At 43.3% G+C, this 19,930-nt stretch carries 23 protein-coding genes; 6 read left to right on the top strand and 17 right to left on the bottom strand.

Annotated features, from left to right (window positions below; all coding sequences use genetic code 11):
* Positions 1-26 precede the first annotated feature (26 nt).
* The 8 genes from B5Z18_RS04950 to B5Z18_RS04915 all read right to left on the bottom strand — a co-directional run bounded on the left by B5Z18_RS04950 (position 27) and on the right by B5Z18_RS04915 (position 8,681).
* Entirely contained in the window at positions 27-3,068 is a 3,042-nt protein-coding gene (locus tag B5Z18_RS04950; protein ID WP_079468276.1) for a SusC/RagA family TonB-linked outer membrane protein, read from the bottom strand.
* A 296-nt stretch (positions 3,069-3,364) separates the two neighbouring features.
* Positions 3,365-4,282 carry a helix-turn-helix domain-containing protein gene (locus tag B5Z18_RS04945; RefSeq protein WP_079468275.1) on the bottom strand — a complete coding sequence of 306 codons (918 nt, stop codon included), beginning with the start codon at positions 4,280-4,282 and terminating at the stop codon, positions 3,365-3,367.
* A gap of 26 nt (positions 4,283-4,308) precedes the next feature.
* A complete protein-coding gene (locus B5Z18_RS04940) occupies positions 4,309-5,049 on the bottom strand; it encodes an SDR family oxidoreductase (protein ID WP_079469974.1) in 741 nt (246 codons plus the stop codon).
* Between the two features lie 242 nt (positions 5,050-5,291).
* Positions 5,292-5,792, bottom strand: coding sequence for a heme-binding domain-containing protein (locus B5Z18_RS04935; RefSeq protein WP_079468274.1), 501 nt, complete (start codon positions 5,790-5,792; stop codon positions 5,292-5,294).
* Positions 5,793-5,840: 48 nt separating this feature from the next.
* Positions 5,841-7,061: a DUF3570 domain-containing protein gene (locus B5Z18_RS04930; protein ID WP_079468273.1), complete on the bottom strand. Its 1,221-nt coding sequence runs from the start codon at positions 7,059-7,061 to the stop codon at positions 5,841-5,843.
* A 16-nt stretch (positions 7,062-7,077) separates the two neighbouring features.
* Positions 7,078-7,299, bottom strand: coding sequence for a DUF4266 domain-containing protein (locus tag B5Z18_RS04925; protein ID WP_079468272.1), 222 nt, complete (start codon positions 7,297-7,299; stop codon positions 7,078-7,080).
* 1 nt (position 7,300) lies between these two features.
* Positions 7,301-8,257: an FAD:protein FMN transferase gene (locus tag B5Z18_RS04920; protein WP_235015875.1), complete on the bottom strand. Its 957-nt coding sequence runs from the start codon at positions 8,255-8,257 to the stop codon at positions 7,301-7,303.
* Entirely contained in the window at positions 8,244-8,681 is a 438-nt protein-coding gene (locus B5Z18_RS04915; protein ID WP_079468270.1) for a thioredoxin family protein, read from the bottom strand. The genes B5Z18_RS04920 and B5Z18_RS04915 overlap by 14 nt, the downstream gene beginning before the upstream one ends.
* 45 nt (positions 8,682-8,726) lie before the next feature.
* Here B5Z18_RS04915 and B5Z18_RS04910 point away from each other — a divergent pair, with 45 nt between their 5' ends.
* The 3 genes from B5Z18_RS04910 (at position 8,727) to B5Z18_RS04900 (ending at position 10,394) form a co-directional block, all read left to right on the top strand.
* Entirely contained in the window at positions 8,727-9,089 is a 363-nt protein-coding gene (locus tag B5Z18_RS04910; RefSeq protein ID WP_159454190.1) for a hypothetical protein, read from the top strand.
* A gap of 245 nt (positions 9,090-9,334) precedes the next feature.
* A complete protein-coding gene (locus B5Z18_RS04905; RefSeq protein WP_200817198.1) occupies positions 9,335-9,895 on the top strand; it encodes a YybH family protein in 561 nt (186 codons plus the stop codon).
* A gap of 31 nt (positions 9,896-9,926) precedes the next feature.
* Entirely contained in the window at positions 9,927-10,394 is a 468-nt protein-coding gene (locus B5Z18_RS04900; protein WP_079468268.1) for a hypothetical protein, read from the top strand.
* 124 nt (positions 10,395-10,518) lie between these two features.
* On the opposite strand, the gene B5Z18_RS04895 is transcribed toward B5Z18_RS04900, so the two are convergent.
* Together B5Z18_RS04895 and B5Z18_RS04890 are read right to left on the bottom strand one after the other, a co-directional pair.
* Positions 10,519-10,815: a hypothetical protein gene (locus tag B5Z18_RS04895; RefSeq protein ID WP_143313491.1), complete on the bottom strand. Its 297-nt coding sequence runs from the start codon at positions 10,813-10,815 to the stop codon at positions 10,519-10,521.
* 301 nt (positions 10,816-11,116) lie between these two features.
* Complete coding sequence (locus B5Z18_RS04890) at positions 11,117-12,013, bottom strand: LysR substrate-binding domain-containing protein (RefSeq protein ID WP_079468266.1); 897 nt, start codon at positions 12,011-12,013, stop codon at positions 11,117-11,119.
* A gap of 126 nt (positions 12,014-12,139) precedes the next feature.
* Here B5Z18_RS04890 and B5Z18_RS04885 point away from each other — a divergent pair, with 126 nt between their 5' ends.
* From B5Z18_RS04885 to B5Z18_RS04875, 3 genes are all read left to right on the top strand, one after another.
* A complete protein-coding gene (locus B5Z18_RS04885) occupies positions 12,140-12,697 on the top strand; it encodes a hypothetical protein (RefSeq protein ID WP_079468265.1) in 558 nt (185 codons plus the stop codon).
* A gap of 680 nt (positions 12,698-13,377) precedes the next feature.
* Positions 13,378-13,827, top strand: coding sequence for an Hsp20/alpha crystallin family protein (locus tag B5Z18_RS04880; protein ID WP_079468264.1), 450 nt, complete (start codon positions 13,378-13,380; stop codon positions 13,825-13,827).
* A gap of 10 nt (positions 13,828-13,837) precedes the next feature.
* Positions 13,838-14,128 (top strand): hypothetical protein, encoded by a 291-nt coding sequence (locus B5Z18_RS04875; protein WP_079468263.1) that lies wholly within the window; start codon positions 13,838-13,840, stop codon positions 14,126-14,128.
* A 419-nt stretch (positions 14,129-14,547) separates the two neighbouring features.
* On the opposite strand, the gene B5Z18_RS04870 is transcribed toward B5Z18_RS04875, so the two are convergent.
* The 7 genes from B5Z18_RS04870 to B5Z18_RS04840 all read right to left on the bottom strand — a co-directional run bounded on the left by B5Z18_RS04870 (position 14,548) and on the right by B5Z18_RS04840 (position 19,598).
* Positions 14,548-15,351: a helix-turn-helix domain-containing protein gene (locus B5Z18_RS04870; RefSeq protein WP_235015874.1), complete on the bottom strand. Its 804-nt coding sequence runs from the start codon at positions 15,349-15,351 to the stop codon at positions 14,548-14,550.
* 14 nt (positions 15,352-15,365) lie between these two features.
* On the bottom strand, positions 15,366-16,268 hold the full coding sequence (locus tag B5Z18_RS04865) for an SDR family NAD(P)-dependent oxidoreductase (protein ID WP_079468262.1): 903 nt from the start codon (positions 16,266-16,268) through the stop codon (positions 15,366-15,368).
* 476 nt (positions 16,269-16,744) lie between these two features.
* Positions 16,745-17,062 (bottom strand): Arm DNA-binding domain-containing protein, encoded by a 318-nt coding sequence (locus tag B5Z18_RS04860; RefSeq protein ID WP_159454189.1) that lies wholly within the window; start codon positions 17,060-17,062, stop codon positions 16,745-16,747.
* A gap of 246 nt (positions 17,063-17,308) precedes the next feature.
* A complete protein-coding gene (locus B5Z18_RS04855) occupies positions 17,309-18,079 on the bottom strand; it encodes a GIN domain-containing protein (protein WP_159454188.1) in 771 nt (256 codons plus the stop codon).
* Between the two features lie 81 nt (positions 18,080-18,160).
* Positions 18,161-18,664: a DUF4252 domain-containing protein gene (locus tag B5Z18_RS04850; RefSeq protein ID WP_079468259.1), complete on the bottom strand. Its 504-nt coding sequence runs from the start codon at positions 18,662-18,664 to the stop codon at positions 18,161-18,163.
* A 2-nt stretch (positions 18,665-18,666) separates the two neighbouring features.
* The gene (locus B5Z18_RS04845) at positions 18,667-19,113 is read right to left on the bottom strand and encodes a hypothetical protein (protein ID WP_079468258.1); all 447 of its coding nucleotides are present in this window, start codon (positions 19,111-19,113) and stop codon (positions 18,667-18,669) included.
* On the bottom strand, positions 19,110-19,598 hold the full coding sequence (locus tag B5Z18_RS04840) for an RNA polymerase sigma factor (RefSeq protein ID WP_079468257.1): 489 nt from the start codon (positions 19,596-19,598) through the stop codon (positions 19,110-19,112). Before B5Z18_RS04840 ends, B5Z18_RS04845 begins: the two co-directional genes overlap by 4 nt.
* Between the last annotated feature and the right edge of the window lie 332 nt (positions 19,599-19,930).

Here is a 19,930-nt window from a genome sequence, read left to right as displayed (position 1 = left end):
TGATAAATTTTAGTGGTGCTGGCATACTAAAAACTGAATTTCAGTGAAAAGTTGATAGAGCGTGCTGTAGGCGTGGAAAACGCATAGATGCCCTGTGAGCTGTTGCCCGTGCCATAGGAACTTACTTCCGGATCAGCACCGGTAAAATGCGGACTGTAGATCCAGAGATTTCTGCCGGATACTGCCAGCGAAGCAGATTTGAATGGTGTTTTAGCCAGGAAGGAAGCCGGCAGGAGGTAAGAGAGACTTACATTCCGCAGCTTGATATAAGTACCATCCTGGATGGTAGATTCGTATTGCCTGGTCTGGTAGTAAGTTTGCGCGTCTACTGCCACAGTGTTAGGCTTTCCATCCACTTCGCTGATGCCTTTCACCACCATGCTACCGCGGGTAGCAGTTACTTTCGCCGTGCCGTAGTAGAAACCGGCTGACTCTACATCATTTTGCACATCGCCGCCTTTTTTCATGTCGAAGAAAAAGGAAAGGCTGAACTGTTTATAGCGGAAGCTGTTATCCATACCGGCCAGCCAATCAGGGTTAATATCGCCTACAATGCCCTGTTGCGGATCTACTACCGGTAAGCCACCGGCGTCGATAAGCAGCTCTCCGTTGCTGGCGCGTTTATAACGGTTGCCAAAGAACACGTTATAAGGTTGCCCTTTGATCAGGCGTCCCAGCTGATCAATGTCTGGTCCCAGGGTAAGCACTTCGTTTTTGATCTTCGAAAAGTTCAGGGTAATATTCCAGCTGAAATCTTTTGTCTTCACCGGAGTAGCGCCAAGCAGCAGCTCTATCCCTTTGTTGGATATTTCTGCTGAGTTAAAAGTGGTATTGCTGTAGCCGGTGGCATTGGTGATTTGTGAACCTGGTATGAGTCCATTCTTGGAGCGGCGGCTAAAATAAGATCCTTCAAAGTTAATCCTGTCGTTCAGGAAACGCATTTCAAGTCCTGCTTCATATTCATTGAGCCGTTCATTGATGAGTGTGGGGTTACCCAACGCGGTTGTCAGTAAAAATCCCTGCTGCCCCTGGAACGGGAATTGGAAAAAACCGGCATTCGTGTTCCTGCCTGCCTGCACATAAGGGGTAGATAACGCGTACGCCCCTACGCCGTCGTTACCTACTGTAGCATAACTCAGCCGCACCTTTCCGAAGTTTATGATATTGGAAGCCTTCTGTCCCAGGAATTCGGAGAAGATAAAGCTGGCGGCAGCAGACCCGTAAGGGTAGAAGTTTTTATCGGGATTGAGCACGGAACTGCCGTCGTACCTGCCGGTTAAAGACAGGTTAAGGAAGCGGTTGTACTCAATATTAGCCTGTGAGTAGAAGCCTACTTTCCTGGTCTGGGTATAACTTTCAGTACCGGTGATGGTGCTGCCGGATGATAAGTTGTTAAAATCGTTGATGTTTAACCCGGTGCCATTAATATTCATATACTGGATGTAAGTAGTATAGATATTATTACCGAGCAGCAGGTTCACATTGAATTTGCCAAATGTTTTTGTGGCGTTGATGATCAGGTCATTGTTGAATTGCCGGAAGTTGATGTTCTGGTTCCTGATCTGTCCTGTGAGCCCGATCTGCGGACTTGGATGTTCTATGTACTTATCGGACTCCGTGTAAATATCCGCGCCCAGTCTTTCTGTAATTGTAAGCCAGCTGGTAGGAGTGATATTGGCCGTAAATACCGGGAGAAACCTGTTAACTTTTGAATCGTTGCTGATATTGTCGAGCGTCCACAGGGGCATATTCCTGGAATAGCGGTAGCCGCGCTGGGTGCCGTCCGGCATGAGTACCGGGTAAGGATTCCACGATACCGGCTGCAGCAGCAGTACAAACAACGGCCCGTTGCTGGCGCCTTCCGGGAGCCTGTCCTGTTTTGAGTTGTTGTATCCCATCTGGAAAGTAGTGTTTACATACTTGCCTATCCTGGAATTGTACTTGGCAAAAAAGGAATGCCGCTTAAAGTCATTTCCCGGCATTACGCCTTTCTGGTTGAAATAGGAGTAGCTGAGAAAGTAGTTGGAATTATTGTTACTGCCGGAGGCAGAAATAGTATTGTTGGTAGTAATACCGGTACGGAAAAAATCGTACGGGTCGTAGGTAGGAGCCGGTTGACCGTTTACTTTGAGGGTATCCATGCGTGGGCCCCAGGAAAGGCTTGTTTTCCTGTCGGCATCCTCACCGTTATAAAAGATACCGGTGGTACCCTGTCCGTAAATATTTTGGCGTTCCGGCAACAGCGGATGCTCAAACGAAGCGTCTGACGAAAAATTGAACACCGGCTTTTTATCCACACCGCCGTTTTTGGTGGTAATGAGTACCACGCCACGGGCGCCGGAAGAACCGTACAACGCAGTAGCGGCGGCGCCTTTCAGGATGTTCACATTTTCAATAATAGCAGGATCAATATCTGCGATGCGGTTTACGCCGGAGCCCGCCGCTCCGCCGCCGATATTGCCGGTTTCACTGTTATCCACCGGCACGCCGTCAATTACAAACAACGCCTGGTTTTCCCCGGTTGGAGAAGAGTTGCCCCTGATAACGATGCGGGAGGAGGCCCCTGCATTGCCGGAGGAACTGGTGATCTGTATGCCCGGTACCTTGCCGGCCAGTGTATTCACCAGGTTGGGTTCCTTCGTTTTTAACAGTTCCTCGCCATTCAGTTGCTGGGAGCTGAAGGTAAGGTTGCGCTTTTCCCGTTTTACGCCCAATGCCGTTACTACCACTGCATTCAGCGCGGAAGTGTTGCTGGTTAAAGTAATGGCGAACGTTGTTTTGCTGCCTACCGGTACTTCCGTATTGAGGAACCCGATACTGGAAATGACCAGCGAATTTTTTTCATCTACAGTTAATTTAAAGGTACCGTCGGCGCCGCAGGTGGTGACGGCCTTGCCACCTTTTTCCCTGACGGTGGCGCCAATAACAGGCGTGCCGGATGAATCGGCGACAGTGCCCGTAATCGCTCTCTTCTGCGCAGACGCAGAAAAGGAGAAGAGAGCGAGAAAACATACCACACATAGTGGTACGAAGCATCCTGATACTGCTGATTTTGCTGATAGTGCCATTTGATGAACGTTTGGTTGACAGGTTGAAGGCCTCCATAGAATAGTTAGCAGAATAAAAGTAGGTGTAAGCCGTAAATATGGATTCAGAATAATTAACCGATTGTAAACGTATATTATCCCAAAAACCGTTACGTGTATTAATATACACGTATGTTAAATGTCATATCGACAATAATCTGAATAAGAAGGGGAGTAGCTTTTGTTATAAGCGTTATTTTGACACTAATTTTAGATATTCACTGCCGGCGGGATGGAAGAACCGGGGTAGCATCAGGGTTGCATGCAAAAACGGGCACTCAATTGAATGATTGCCTGTATTCAAGAGGTGAATGGCTTGTTTTGGATTTAAAAAGCTTGTTGAAGGATTGTGGATGTTCAAATCCTAACTGGTAAGCTATCTCTGCTACAGATAGTGAGGTAGTGGTTAACAGGTCTTTTGAGTGTTCGATCACCTTGTGCTGAATGTACTGTTGTGTGGTCATCCCGGCAATCGAGCCTAGCAGGTCGCTGAGGTAACGCATGGATAACTGCAACCGCCCGCAAACATACTGCACGGAAGGAAGCCCGTTTTTCAGTCCTTTATTTTCGCTGAAATACTGGCCCAGTAAATTATCCAGGGAAGTTACTATTTCGTTGTTAATGCTTTTGCGGGTAATAAACTGACGGTTATAAAACCGGTTGCTGTAATTCAGCAGTTGCTCTATTTGCGAAACGAGGATAGACTGACTGAAGGCATCGATGTTATTTTCTAATTCCGCAGCGATGGTTGCAAATAAATTACTGATTATGCTTTTTTCCTTGTGCGACAGGAATAGCGCTTCCGAGGTGGAATAGGAAAAGAAACCATAATTGTCGATGAAATTATTGAGCGGATAGCCTCTGATAAAGTCAGGATGAAAAAACAGGGCATATCCTTCATAGCTTAATGTATCATCCGGCGAAAAAACAATTTGCCGGGGTTTTATAAACGCCAGACCTCCTTCTTCAAAATCATAATATCCCTGGCCATATTTCACTTGTCCGCTGAAAGCCGTTTTAAAGGAGATTTTATACAGATCAAGGCAGATCTTCTTTCCCTTCTCCATATTGCCTGGTTGTACCTGGTTATAATCGATCAGGCCAATCAGCGGATGCAAGGGCTCCGGCTGCCCCAGATCACGCATCAGTTCTGAGATGCTGCTGATTATACAGATATCTGGCGTTGATAGATTCATATACTTCTGTTGTATAAACGAAGATACTAATTCTGGCGGGCAGGACGAATAACAATGTCGCCCACTTCAACATCTGCAGGCTGGCTAATAGCATACGCCACGGCCCCGGCAATCGCATCCGGACTAATGGCCAGCTGTTCCATAGAAGAAGCAATGGCTTCCCGCATCTGTGGATTTTTCATGTTGTGGGAGAAATCAGTTTTTACAACACCCGGCGAAATGCCTGTGATCCGGATAGTGCCGTCGGATTCCTGGCGGAAGGCTTCTGTAAGGGTTCGTACAGCATTCTTTGTTGCGGCATATACACCTTGCGTGGGTACAATCTTTATTCCTGAAGTGGAAATGATGTTAACAATATGCCCGGATTGCTGCTGCCTGAAAACAGGTATCGCCGCGGCCATGCAATATAGTACTCCTTTCAGGTTGATGTCAATCATATCCTCCCAACCTGCTATATCCAGTTCATCTATACGGCTTAGCTGAGCCACGCCTGCATTATTCACAAGCACATCCAGCCGGCCATACTTTGTCACAGCGGCTGCTATCAATTGCCCGGCATCAGCCTGATGTCTTACATCCATCATTACCGCTATCGCTTCACCTCCTGTTTGATTAATTTCTTTGGCTACGGCTTCCAGTAATTCCTTCCGGCGACCTCCGAGAACAACCCTGGCGCCCAGCTTCGACAAATTAATGGCGATTGCTTTTCCAATGCCACTGCCTGCTCCGGAAATAGCGACTACTTTACCTTCGATCAGATTACTCATGATGCTGATATTTATTGAACCACAAAGCTGTTGTATTTTGCTCAGTCGTGAATAGCCGCATTGGTAAATGCTGTAGCCAGGTTGGTAATTGGGGAATTTTTCTCCCACGCCCATTCCGGGCGATTCGGTGTACAATAGATACTAAATGATCTTTTTTAGAAAGGAATCCAGATTAACATACTTTTTTCCTTTTTACTAACAAAAAAGGTTTCAATCTGGCAGGCTTTATTTATTTCTTTGACTTATGCTTTTCTCTTCTTAACAACAAAGCTATCCGCTGGATATTTTTCCTTCATCTTACTGCGTATTCCTTCACACCAGTCGATAAGAAGTTTCTTTTCAGGTGCGGTTAATCTGGCATTCGCGTGAATGATGGTATAAGACGACAACGGCATTTCCCCTTCATTTACCATCTCGGCGCTTTCTCCCAGTTTTTTATACTGCCGGGAAATTGGATTGTTTGTGAATTCGTTAAAATTAAGATCATGTTTTCCATCTTTCACATGTTTGTTCATCCACCAGGCTACCGGTTGTATTTCTGCATACCAGGGATAAACGGTATTGTTACTATGACAGTCATTACAGGCCCGGCTTAATATATTCTTTACTTCTGCAGAAGTATTGTAGGCAGTTGTTATATCATAGGGCTGTGCTGAAGAAGATATATTTCTTGCCGGACGAAAAAATTGTATCAAAACAGCTATCAGCAATACTATCCATAGGATGATTTTCTTATTTTTCATATAAAATCAATCTTGAATATACAATTTTATGTTTTTTAAGTCAGATAACTACTTAAATTTTAATGCTAAGGTTACAATATCACTATTTAAACCCGTGGAACGCATATAATGTCCATACCTCAACTCTAACGAGTTAAAATGCTGCCAACCTAAGACGCCTTTGGGGGGCGATAACCGTATATTCCCTCCTGCGAAACTGCTATGAAGTGTTGACAGGTCATAATCGCTGGTATAATAGGTGTCTGCAGGATTATGCTGGCCGAAGGGGGCAAAATAACGGGTACCTTGTTGCTTGTTGTATCGATAAAATGGAGTTAAAGATACAAAAGAAGTCAGTTTGACAGGTACCTCAATTTCAGCAGTATGTGCCCTGATACCCCAGCTATCCATATAGTAACGATAGAAGGTGCGTATAATAAAGCGGTCGGCAAGAAAATAATTAAGCCTGATACCTACCGGCAATTTATAGCGATTGTCCGGAAGATTTTCTATCCGTTCCGATCCGTCGGTAAAATAATTACGCTGATACCTGGTTGCCAACAAACCATGCTGATAGGACGGTTCAACAATGAGCATAGCCTGCAGTCGTGAATTGATCACCTGTGATAAACCAAAAGAAGCACTGAAAGAATTCCTGGGCCTATAGTCCAGGGCGCGTTGATCACCCTCTGATCCGGAACCATAACCGGGTGGCCGCAACTCAATTGGTAATATCACCTTCCATCTATCCAGGAAGGCCTGTAGCTTGAAATCAAACTGCCGGTTTTTATCTTTGGAAACGCTTGTCAGGTTTATACCTCCACCAAACGATTGATAATCGAATTCATGGGAATAGGAGGCTGTTATTCCAAAAGCATTGCCGGTTTTTATATTTGTATTGGTCCAGTTTAAGGACGGATAGATCCGTGTATCAGAACTGGATGCAGAAGAAATACTCTGGGGATCTATTTTGTCAGACGACGCAGAAGTATAATGATCAATCCCCAATTCGAACAGGAAGGTATGTTTATGTCCTTTTTTGTTAAACTTTGAAAGCTGTACATCGAAGGTATTGGCGAAATCCGTGAGTTTCTCTGTGCCGATGCCACCCGTTACTGCGGAGTTATTTCCATCCTGTGTGTAATAGGCGGACACTATATTTACTTCGTCCAAATGGAGTTTCCGCGATTGATAGTTAGAGGTGTCCGTTGTTTGTTTTTCCTGTGCCTGCGCATGTGAGGTCAGTATACCCAGGTATAACGCCAGCACACTCAGATTTAATCGTCTCATTTACTGCTTTTTAAGTTTAGTTACAACCGCATCCACCACCGCTTTTTCCACCATTGGCGCCAGAACCGCCTTCCCTGTATAGCTGAAAGCTTTGCTCGAATTTCTGTGACTTTCGTGCCGACAGATCCATTTCTGCATCATTTAACTTGTTTTTTTGATAAGCCTTCACAGTGGTACAGGAGCTATGAACCAAAGAGAAAAAGGCAACAAGCAGCATTAAGCAAACACTTCTCTTCATATCACTTTTTTATGTTTATATTATTGGAACAAAAAACACGGTTGTGTTCATCTATGATTATGCAGGCAATTTGTTGCATCTGATTAATGAGATCAAGGCCCACCTTTACCCCCATTACCATTACAGGGGTAGCCATTGCATCCGCAAGTTCTGCACTGGGGCAGATGATACTGACGCTTTTTATTCCTGATACAGGGAAGCCTGTGGCGGGATCAATCGTATGCGAATACTTCCGGCCATCTATGATAGCATACTTCTCATAATTGCCGGAAGTGGCGATGGCCACGTTACTGATGTTAAGCGTAGAGAAAGGTGTCCTCGAATGATCGGGGTCAGCGATGGCAATAGTCCAGGGTTTACCACCGGGTTGCGTTCCCCAGGTAATCAGGTCGCCGGCAGCATTGACAATACCGCTTTTAACGCCCCTGGTCTGAAGGATCATTTTTGCACGGTCTGCCGCATACCCCTTACCAATTCCCCCAAAGCCTATCCTCATACCAGCTTCTTTCAGAAAAACAGTACTGGTATTTGCATCGAGGATAACATTCCTGTAGTTAATTAACCTGACCGCCTCTTTTGCAAGGAGCGGATCGGGTAATGTCTTCATATTTATGTCGAAATTCCAGAGGCTTTTATCAATACCTCCGTAAGTAATATCAAATGCGCCCTGAGTGAGGGAGGATATTTTTAATGACCGGTTTATAAGATCAAATACTTCCTTATCAACTTTTACAGGTTGCACTCCCGCCTGACGGTTTATTTCGCTGGTCTGGCTATCCTTACTGAAGGTAGTCAGCAGTTTTTCAATACGGTCAACTTCAGAAATGGCTGCCTGGATATGTTCTTCCGCCCCGGTTTCATCTTCACTGACCACACTGAACTCAAAGCGGTTCCCCATGAGCTTTGTGACCCGTTTATACAGTTGTTGCCCGGTTGTTGAACGATTAGTGTGAATCACGCGCTATGACATTTATTTCTCCAACGAATCTTTCCGGTGTTCCTCCGGGAAATCCATCCCAAACCTTTAGCACCTTGCCATTTTCATCTACCAGCAATGTATAGGGAAACTTTCCTTCCGGGTTATATTTATCTGCGAGGGCTTCGTTCAGTTGCACCTGTGCTTTACTCAGCTGATTTTTCTTCTGGCGGGGAAAGTCTGCCCGCACGAGTAAAAGATGTGAGGCAGCATAGTCTTCAAAAGTTTTCGACTCCAGAATTTCTTGTCTGAGACGGATACATGGTCCACACCAATCAGATCCCGAAAAATTAATCAGGATCAACTTATGTGACGTAAGGGCGGCCCTTTGTGTTTCCTGGAAATTACCTGACCAGGTCAAACCTGAACCCATGAAAACCAAAAACAAGGAGATTAATAATTTCATATTATTGTTACAATTATTTAAGCGTAAATCCGTAAGTATGATCCCGTGAACTGCGTTTTATATGCAACGAGGGAAAGGTTGGCTGGTCCTGTAGCAACAGAAGCGTTAATGAGCAGAGAAGCGTTAGTGAACGAAGTCAGGTCAGGTGTAAAGTCTGCATTTGATGGGAAGTTGGATGGAGCAATTCTTCTTCCCGAATTCTTTGAACATCCCAAATATGTTGATAAGATCACCGCTGCTGAATTTATACCAGGTTCAGCCAAAAATTTGTTCCTCTTCATTTCCGTTTATTCCTTTGTAGTAATTTGCTCAAACAATGCGAATGGCATTAATTGTTATGATTTCTTTAACAGCTGGTGTACTGAAGATAGTAAGGTAAATGGCGACTTTATTTTATATATGCTATAATAACGGGCAATATCTGAGATAATTCTGAAGAGATTCTGTAGTTTAAAAGCGAAAAGGGCGACCATTTATATCGCGAAGAAAAAGGAGATCAACCGTATTCAGGAAGGGAAGATTAGTAGAGACTCGCCTGGCGTAAATTTCGAACTTATTTTTAATGGATTTAAGACGGCTTATAAAAAAAATCCCCTGCCGCTGTCCAATTTTTGCTTTCCCGGTCATTATTATAATGAAACAAATTTTTAACCATGAACATAAGGAAAGCAATTTCTGGATTGATGATCCTCTGCGGTATTACACTTCCGGGTGTAAACTACGCTCAGGCACCGCAAATTGTAAACAAATCAAAAAAGGAGGCAATAATGACAACCGGGAAAAACAAAACAAATGATGAAGCCCAGGTTCGGCAACAAATCGACAATTTTGTTAAGGCATTTCGTACTAAGGACTTGGATCTGATGATGTCTCTTTACGCTCCGGATTTCGTAGCGTTCGACATTGTGCCCCCACTGCAGCAGGTGGGAACGGATACGTATAGAAATGTTTGGGAACAAGTATTCGCTTTTTTTCAGCACCCTATCGATTTTGAGACACGCGACCTGAGCATTGTCACGGGCGCTGACGTGGCATTCAGCCGCCAGCTCCTCCGGCTACAGACAACAATGCCGAACGGACAGAAGGTCGATCGTTGGGAACGCCTGACTTTTGGCTTCCGTAAAATTGACGGCGTATGGCTGATTTCGCACGAGCACGTTTCGGTGCCTGCCGACCTTTTCAGTGGTAAAGCGGTACTGGACCTCCAACCTTAAATAATTATCATTCATCGTAAAAATCCGGAAGATGTCAATATTTCACTTTTTACTTATGGTGCATTTAATGGCGCTTATCCTGATGGTGGGCACTACGCTGATCGATTTTATTAACTACCAGACATTCTGGCGACTATTTGGCCGTCAAAATGAACGGGCAATAGGGATACTGACGGCTACTGCCAAATTTCGAAAATTGATTGGAATTGGCGCGGGACTGCTCGTAGTCACAGGTGCAGGCATGATCATCTTTACTCATGGATTGATGGCGCAACAATTGTGGTTCAGGATCAAAATTGTCTTTGTCCTTCTTTTGATCGGCAACAATATTTTCTACGGCGCACGCCTTGGTATAAAACTCAGAAAAGCGATTGACTCGAATGCACATGACTTGATCGTTCGGGTGCTGAATTTAAAGGACAAATTACGAACATTCCATATTGTGCAGCTTTGTATTATTCTGATCATTATTTTCCTGAGCGTCTACAAATTCAATTAATGGATCCTGAAAATAAAAGATCTGCCGCACTGGCGTATATGGATACGGAAAGAAGGCACTTTCGCTGATAAAATTACCGGAATAAAAAGAACAGCACCTTTTTCAAAGCGCTGTTCTTTTTTAATTAGTACTCCTGGAAATCATAATACGAAGGGCTGCCACTGCCGCTTACAGCAACCTCTACATAGGTGTTTGCATTGTCTGCAGCATTACAATAAACCGGGGTCGATGGTGAAAGGAATCCGTATCCGTTCGCGGAATATACCACGTAATTTCCGGAAGAAACGTACAAATAGTTTCCTGACCAGCTTAAGCCAGGTACAGGACCATTGCCGAAGGCATAGATGAAATTCCAGGCAAAAGCTGGCGTATGCAGGCCAGGTGTGGAGCCAGTCTGTTTGAACGCGGAAGTTGCTTTCATAGTAAAACTGCAGCTAAGAATGATGGCTGCAGTCACAAGTAGCGTCTTTTGGGTCATAAGATAACTTTTAGAAGGTTAATGTGATTAAACTTCTCAAAAGTTAATGAGACTTTATTTAATCCCTTCATCAATTTGTATCATATTGTTGCCAATTTGTATCATTATAGACTATACTACTCATGATCTGTTTTTATAAGAAATGTGTAAAATTAAATCCGGCTAACGAAAAGCGCATATAAATATTAAAGGACAATGGCATAAAGACAGATAACCCCTCGCCCCCGGTTAAGACACTCTTCAATCAATCACCTGGCCCCCTTTTATTTCCCTGTTTTTTTGAAATAATTTCGCGAAAAGCGACTAACGATTTTTTCTGGTAAACGCCCAACGGCAGAGTTATGGTCGCCTGCCTTTGCATGCCTGTTCCTTCAAGTGGTATTGCCTTTAATGATGGAAAATTAAATAGGGAGCTACTCATTAGCACAGTGCACCACCTCCCGGTATCCGCCAGTTGCAGCAACGCATTAATATCATTAACCTCAATCGCACCTGGCAACTTTATACCCTCATTTGCAAGAGCCTCGTCAAGATAATTTCGTACGCTATAACTCTTCGCCGGTAGCGCCAATTGTAGCCTGGTTAATTGTTGCAAAGCCACTTTTCTACGCTTAGTCATTTCGTTCGATCGGTGAACAACCAGGGAAAGCGTAGCAGTAAACAATGGTTTTATGTCTAAGCTGTCGCTGGGTTGCACAGGCATGAAGGAGAGCATGCAGTCAATTTTGGCCTTATAAACACATTCAAGCAAATATTCAGTTGAGCCGAAAATTATTTGAATACTAATGCCTGGGTAACGATCATTGAATGCCGCGATGGCCTCCACCAATACCGCTGTGAGACCATATGTCGCCCCAACAGTGAGATTGCCGGTCTTCAAGCCAATAAGATCTTGTAAAACCTGCCTCCCTTCATCAGCCTCCCTGAGCGTCTTGCGGGCGTGTGAGAGGAACTGATTACCAGCGTCCGTAAGCCTGACACGTTTACCCAGTCTGTCGAACAGGGGAACGCAAAGGTCATCTTCCAATTGCTTGATCTGTTGCGAAAGCGTGCTTTGGGTGATGTATAGTTCAGCGGCAGCGTTGGTAAAGTTGAGTTGTTCAGCAGCGTGGATAAAATATTTCAATTGTCGTAATTCCATTTCATTATCATTTTTACTGCAAATCTATATTTTATAAATCGAAAATATCGATGTATTAAATCGAAAAAATGAGTTTTTACGATTTAGAAATATTTGCAAGCTTTGTTTCAACAAAAACAAAAAATCATGGAAATCAAACAAACGAATGAAAATGCTTTGTCTGCATCAACTGTAAGCGCAATTATCAATGCGCCCTTTGAAAAGGTAAATATTGCTGACTGGCTCCTTAACCTGCCGGACGCCGAATACCAGCGCTGCTCCGCACACCATATCGCAGCGGGCAATACAACTACCTATGATGGAGAGCCCATGTCTATCAATGTTGAAACCATTGGCGATGCCCTGGTTATTCAACATTACGTAGCAACAGTCCATCGTCCGGACTATTGTCGTATGTTGTCCATTTCGGACACACTCACAGCCAGTGGCCGATCCAAAGTACAGGTCCTGTGGGAGCTAAAGGCTGAGCGTATAGATGAAAAGACTACCCGATATACAAACAGTATTCATGCAACTGCTACCCCGGAATTCCAAAAGTTCATCAGCGAGCATGGAATTAGTCTTGCCCAGGCAGCTAAAGCCAGACAGGAAGCCTCAGACGCGCATAATCGTGAAGAAACACCCAACTTTGCAAAGAGCATTGAGAATAAAGCCTTGTTCGGAAAGTATAATTTGCCTTTTTAATTTCAGTATAATGGGAGCAGGTGCATTTCTCATTATGCACGGGCAGGCATCGCCTAAGAGATTCCAGGGTCAGAAGCCAGTATGAAAAGCAGAAATGGGATGACAGATCGACTGGGCATCCAATCAGGTGCGGATTTGCGCCGAAAAGCATCTGGTTCACCAGGTAGTTCCTGCACGTTTTGTGTTAAAATAAGCTGGTAAAATCAAAATGAATTTTGGAATTTCATTACTTGAAATGCTATCTGTCAGGGCGACTGTTCAACCAACTGTATTCTCGAAAAAAAATGATGATGACATGATCGTTTAACAGGCTGATGATTATTTTCTTTTTATAGCCCATCATGGCATATAATCGTGTGATGTCCGATAACAATGGCTTCAGGTCAAAGTGCTATGGTGTGCTGGCCTCGTTAAATTCGATGACGTTGGTAAGACTATTAGATGTAGTGGCTATCATCTGAAAAATTCCTCTTGAAGGGTTTTACGAAGACAGGCTCACAACATTGCTATACACTTCCCTACTGACAAAAATTTCGCTCCCGGGAAAAAATGACAGGATTACTGAAAAAAGATCAGTCCCGGACCGCCTTGGCATTCTGGTTGCGGAAACAAAGGCGAAAGGTTGGCCAACCGATATTTAAAAACAATTTATTGTTCACATATTTAAAAGGAGGTTAATTATGTCACTGATCAAAAGAAACGGGAACACATTTCCTGCATTCCCTTCGCTGTTCGACGACTTTTTTGGCCGCGAACTTTTCAACTGGGGAAACAATAACTTCTCATCTACCAGTACCACTGTACCGGCCGTGAATATTAAGGAAACCACGGACGCTTTTGAAGTGGAAGTAGCCGCTCCCGGTATGGAAAAAGGAGACTTCAACATTACACTGGATGGTAACCTGCTCACCATTTCTTCTGCAAAACAGCAGCAGGAGGAAAAGAAAGAACAGAATTATACAAGGCGGGAGTTCAGCTACCAGTCTTTCCAGCGCAGTTTTGAGCTGGCAAAAGATGTGGTGGACGAAGACAAAATAAACGCCCGCTACGAGAATGGCTTGCTGCATCTTACTATTCCGAAAAAAGAAGAAGCAAAACAAAAAGGACCACGTACTATCCAGGTAGCGTAAAAATATTCATATGACCTCAGCCAGCTATGAAATCATCATGAATATGCGTGTGCCGGAAGGTTATATTGAAACAGGCAGGTTCTTTATTGGTACTGATAAAGAAACCGCCTGCGAAATGTTCGCCCGGTTGCAGGGAACGCCAGCTCTTACCGGTACTGCTATGCTGCGGATGGATCTTGTAGCTCAGGAGGAAGGCATTGCCACCGTGATACAAACCCTGGGCTGTACCCTGTGTGAAGTATCGGAGAATATGAAGACGATTATGAAGGAAACATTCAAGATGCTTAATCTTAACTCTTAAGAACCGGGCGACAAAAAAATGAATGAAGCTGTCTGTATAAGGCAGCTTTTTTATTACATCGTCTGGTGGCTAAACAATCTGGAAAGGAGCTTTACTTGTAAATCAAATCCCGATGAAAGTGGCCTGCTGTAGATGATTTTCGCCGAAAAGGTTGTGAAAATACAAGTGAGTTCCTGCGGAAAAATGCACCCTTTTTTAAATAAAAAAGCATGAAATTCAATGTTTTGAACTTCACGCTTTGATATAGTTGGTCGGGGCGGCTGGACACATTTCGAACTCTTTTATTCAAGACCTCAGCACAATTCAACATATAATTACATCACTAAACATCAACCTGCATAACCCTACATAAGCTGACATGACTCTGCATAACTCAGAATGAGGCAGTCTGGACAAGTTTCGAACTGCAAACTTTTATTTCATGCTGATCTTTGTCTTTTATCAGATAGATTTGTTGGAGTCATTCCGAATTGCTTTTTGAACGAAAATGAAAAATGCGACAAGGTTTCAAAGCCAAGATCTATATAAATATCTGATGGTTTCATACCTTTTTGTTCAATGAGGAAGTACGCTTCTTGTAGACGCTTCAGTACCAGCCATCGGCCTGGTGTTTCATTGAATATGTGCCTGAAATCCCGTTTGAACGCAGATATACTTCTGCCGGTAAGAAATGCAAAACGTTCTATGTTGACATTAAACGTATAATTACGAACCATAAATTCTTCCAGGTTGATTTTGGCTGGGATGCCAAAATCAAAAAGCAAACCTGCAAGTTCCGGTTGATTCTGTAGTAGAATCAATATTAATTCTTCACGTTTTATCTCCGAAAAGGGTTCGCTTATCTTCCCACGGCTATATATTTGATGCAGCGATCCAATATAACTATCCAGTAATTCGCTATTGTTCACAGGAATGCATGTTTCAGTAGAATCGAATTTTGCTATCGTTGTTTTATACTTGTTATAAAACCTTCTAAGGAAGGACTCATCGAGGGTAAGAATTACCTTCTCCAGTTCGCCGTCTTCTCTCATCTTATAGTAGCGCCCCAACCTGTTTTTGCGGGCAATACAACTTTGCCCGGACCTCAGTTCCAGGTATTTACTCCCATCATAAAGCACCACTATTCCTTTTACCACGTAGATGAAATAATGCTCATCAATAAAATGCTGAGATGAAATTTCATCAATGACATATGCTGGATTCACATTTGTTACTTTCATCATAATGATTCAAATTACTATACTTTCTGCAATAGTCCTCTCGTTTCTGCAACAACACGATCCTGAAATTTGGGATCACGCGACAACTCTGAACCTTGCATTGGGTTACCTTTTTCGTCAAAATAAATACCTGTCTGGCCCGTTTCATCCATCAGTACCCTTGCAATAACTCTTGCTGACTTCTCAGGTGTGCTACTGTAATGGGAGAAAGGTGGTATAATGGCCATAAGATGGCCAAATATAAAGCGCACAACTGAATTTGTGCTTTCACCCCCCAGACTGGTGCCACGGGTTATTCCTGGCTCTACGGCATTAAAATGCAATCTCTTACTTTCACGTGCAAGAGCCATTGTAGCGGCGAGTATGCATTGCTTTGATGTGGCATAAGCATCTATGCCTGCCATTTTTGATCCACCCTCTTTCCATTCACCACGAGTACTTGCCTCAATGGAAATGTAACGGCCTCCGCGCATGCCCATGATTTTTGCCGGCTTGCGTTCAGGGTCTTCAATAGCAGAAGCTATAAACACCACATTTGCCCCATCAGGCAGGTGAGGCGATAATGCTTCGGTAAATGCGAAAGCACCGAGATGATTGGTGGCAAAGGTCATGTCCCAGCCTTGTACATTTTTGGCAGCTTTTGATGACATGATGCCTGCGTTGTTGAGCATTCCAGTTATAGGAAGCTTTAGAGCAACTATTTGTTCTGCTGCGCTTCTTACTTTTTTAATGTCTGATATGTCGCACACTACACTTAACGCCTTTTGTCCACGTTCCTCAATGGTTTTTTGTACTTGATCGAGCTTATCGCGGTTCCTGCCTACAAGAATTACCGTACCATATTTAGCTAGTTCCAATGCAGTGGCATAGCCTATTCCTGATGTTGGTCCTGTGATTACATACGCTTTTGTTGTTTCCATTGCTGCAAATTTTATTGTACAAAGGTCAGTATGAAATCGTAAAGTGGCTTTCCTGAAAGGTCCAAAGTTACTGTCCTAAAAAGTCCATAATAGCATGCAAAGCCTTGTGATTTAACTCGAACTCAGTTACAGTTGAATTTTATTTAAATGATCTGGCTGTAGATGCATTGTATTTAATGTTTCTGAAATTCAGTACTCAAAATACTGTGAGGGAGGCTACTATAACTATCTCATTGATCTTGTGTTTTTGATATACACAAACATTGGCTGAAAATTTCCATTCGAATATCCCCAATAGGATTAAGACAAAAACTGAGGCTTAAAATGCTCAACCAGATTCGAACCCAAAGTAATTGGCAATGAGCCAATTGCAAAAATTAGCAAGTGAATAAAAAAACGCCAAAATCGCTCTTAGAACGAGTTTGGCGTTTTTAGTCGGGGCAACTGGACACATTTCGAACTTTTTTGTGGCAGATTTATGCAATTCTGTCAGCTTTTATGAAAAATCTGTTACGTTCGGAGACAAAATCTCCACTAAAAAAGTTTAACCACTTCAATGCATGTTTCGGAATTTCTTCTTTGTACTTTTCCAAAGTCGTATCGAAGCACCCTTTTAATATATCCAGTTTTATCTCCGCAACCTTTAGTGTAGCGTGATGCATGTTTTCAGGGGTAAAGTCGTGAGGAAGATTTAACGGGTATCTTTTCCCGTTATATCTCCAACGCAACCTGATACGACCAGCATTATTTTCGATACTGATTTTGCCCTTTTTTGCTTTAGATTTCTGACCCAAAAGGTATTTACAAGGCCATGTAAGGGGCTGGTTACTCCAATGGGGGAGGAAAGAGAAGAACAAGAAAAAACCTTGAAATCCCGTATTGCTACGAAATTGCAAGGTTCAATTCATGTGTCGGGATGACTGGCCGACGTGATGTATTCTCAACCATGTAATTATCAATACTTCCAGGGTAAGGAAACCGGTTTGTTCAACTTTTTGTTCTGGAGCCTGAAAAGAAAGAACTGTATATACAAAATAATATTACCGAATCTGCTTAACCACTGCATTAGATGACACGGGGAAGTTTTTCCTATCCAGCGGTCCTTTGTAGTTAAGTACACTATTACCATCTGCACTTCCGGTAATGGCTCCCGATGCCTGGACAGTGGCGATACTGCTGCCAGCCATCGAAATGAAAAAATCCTGGCTATGCAGTTGCTCTCCTTTAAAAACTGAGGAACCTGTCATCTGAAGTTTAGCCTGATCAGCCTGGCCCTTCATGCTGAGGGTAGAAGACGCATCAATTTTTCCTTCCAGTAAATGGAGTTTCACTTGTCCTTCTATGGCTGACGCTCCACTCAGATTTAGCTCAAGTTCCTGTTGGTTCCATGTTCCGGATAATAAGGCTTTAGCCGATCCGCTGAGTTGCAGGAACTTTATTGCAGGCGTGCTGATCTGAATAGTGATCTTGTTAGAGTTTTCTCCAGCTTGCATACCGGTATGAACACCTGAATTTCCCCAATTGTAACTATCATTTTTCTCCAGGCTAATAGTCAGTTTACCATCATTTACCGTTGTATGCACAAAGGGAAAGATCCGGGTTTCCGATACTACCACTTTCACTACTGACTCGTTGCTATGGTTAATTACGATATCTATTGCTGCATCAGTAACAATCGTATCGAAATGACCTAATTTGCGCTCCTGGCTGACTTGTTGAGTCGTATCTTCAGGAACAGCAGCCATCGAGGACGGCAAATTGAATAATCCCAGGACCAGGAGACTTAAGGCGATTTTTGGATAATTTTTCATAATGTTAGATTGAAATGAATGATATTGATTCAGGTCTTGATTGGGGCTGTAGCAGCACTTGCTGTATGCTATCAACATTGATCAGCGGTTTTCTGACAGGGCACGGACGCTTTCCAGGTCGATCTGATCTCCGATGAAACTACTGACTGTCAAGTGCCCCCAGGCCACAGAGACAACAGCAATTTCTTTAATAGTTGGTTTGCCGCGTGTATAAATGATAACTATTGATTCACCGGTTACTTTACGGTAATATTGATCATAGCGCCCGTCTTTCCTAACATCCTGGTCCAATTGTTCAATCATAGTGTTGGTGAATTGAAGACTTACCGGGAGGCTTAAATTTTTATATGTCTTAACCTGTTTCATGATCCTGGCAATGGAAGGGTGCTTCCAGGATCCTTTACCCGACAGCCTTTTTATCATCGCTTCTCCCATCGTCTGGGCGTTGTAGCCTGGCATTTTAGCATAGCTCGTAAAATACGCATCAACAAAGCTATCTTCTGCTTTACCACTATTATTTCCCTGACCAAAGGCCAGGTTAAAGGAGAGTGATAAAATAAACAGGATAATATAGTGAGCTTTCATAATTAATGGTTTAAGCCGGAAATTACCGTTTGTTCAACTGAACTATTCAGGTTTGCATCAGCCTGATTCAAAAGATCTGAAATTTTCATCAGGTCTGACTCCACATTTTGCTGCAGCAGGGCTTCCGCTTTATTTCTTTCATAGTGCATATAACTTTGCCTGATAGCAACAGTCCCTAAGACCAGAATGGCTACGGCAGCTACCCGACGCAGGGTTCTTCCCCAAACCGGTAATTTTCGGATACGGCCGCGTGCCTCAGGTGCAGTAAACTGCTGTACGGGAATATCCAACTGTTTAAATGAACTGGCGGCCTGGAAAAAGGATTGCGCTGCGTCTTGTCCGGCAGAATGCTGCTCCAGATAATCCTTTAAGGCACGTTCTTCTTCCAGGCTGGTTTCTGCCGCGTAATACTTCTCTAATAATCGTTTCAATTCCGCTGCTTCCATCATTTCTGGAAATTTGTTTTGATAAATTGCCTGCCTCTGAAGAGATAGACTTTCACTTGTGATTCTGAAATTTCCAGAATCTTTGCGATCTCCCTATATTCAAATTCCTCCACTTCCCTTAAATACAGGATATCTTGTTGAAGCTGTGGCAGCCGTTGAATCATGCGAAAGAACTGGTACCTGAGATCATCAATTACCATATGTGTTTCAACCTCGTTAGGCTGTGGTTTCTCTGAGAGGTTATCCAGCTCTGCGTAGCGCCGCCGCTGCCGGGCCTTTTGAAAATTCAAAAAAGTGTTCCGGGTGATCCGCATCCCGTAAGCTTCAAAGTTTTCCCATGTTCCCCATTGTTCCCGCATTTCCCATATTTTAATTAAAGTATCCTGATGAATATCCCTGGCATCGCTCACATTTTTAGTAAGCGAATAGGCAAACCTGTACAGTTTGGATTGACTACTCAGGAACTTATCATACAGCGTTGGGTTCATATCTATAAGGGAGACAATTTGAAATCATCAAAAGTTACATTTTTTAGTTCTTTTTTTAAAAGTCTGCAAAAAAGAGGTCATAGTGACGGTATATTGGCTTAGAATTTATGCCTGCTGGAGAAGTTGATGGAAAAGTCCATCTGAGAAAGTGGTAATATCAATGTCGTTAAAGTAATTAAAAGAATTATCTAATTACCCGAAAGCAGGCAAACTCCAGGGAACCGATGGACGAAACTCAATATTGGCCTTTGGTGGTATGCTTTCTAAAGATGCCATTGATTATGTGGCTGCTCACTTTATAAATAAAACGCTAAAAGCAAATGAACACTTCC

Source organism: Chitinophaga ginsengisegetis (genome assembly GCF_900168065.1).
Classification (GTDB): Bacteria; Bacteroidota; Bacteroidia; order Chitinophagales; family Chitinophagaceae; genus Chitinophaga; species Chitinophaga ginsengisegetis.
Note: the sequence above shows the minus strand (reverse complement) of the source record. Positions and strands in the feature narration are given on the sequence as shown.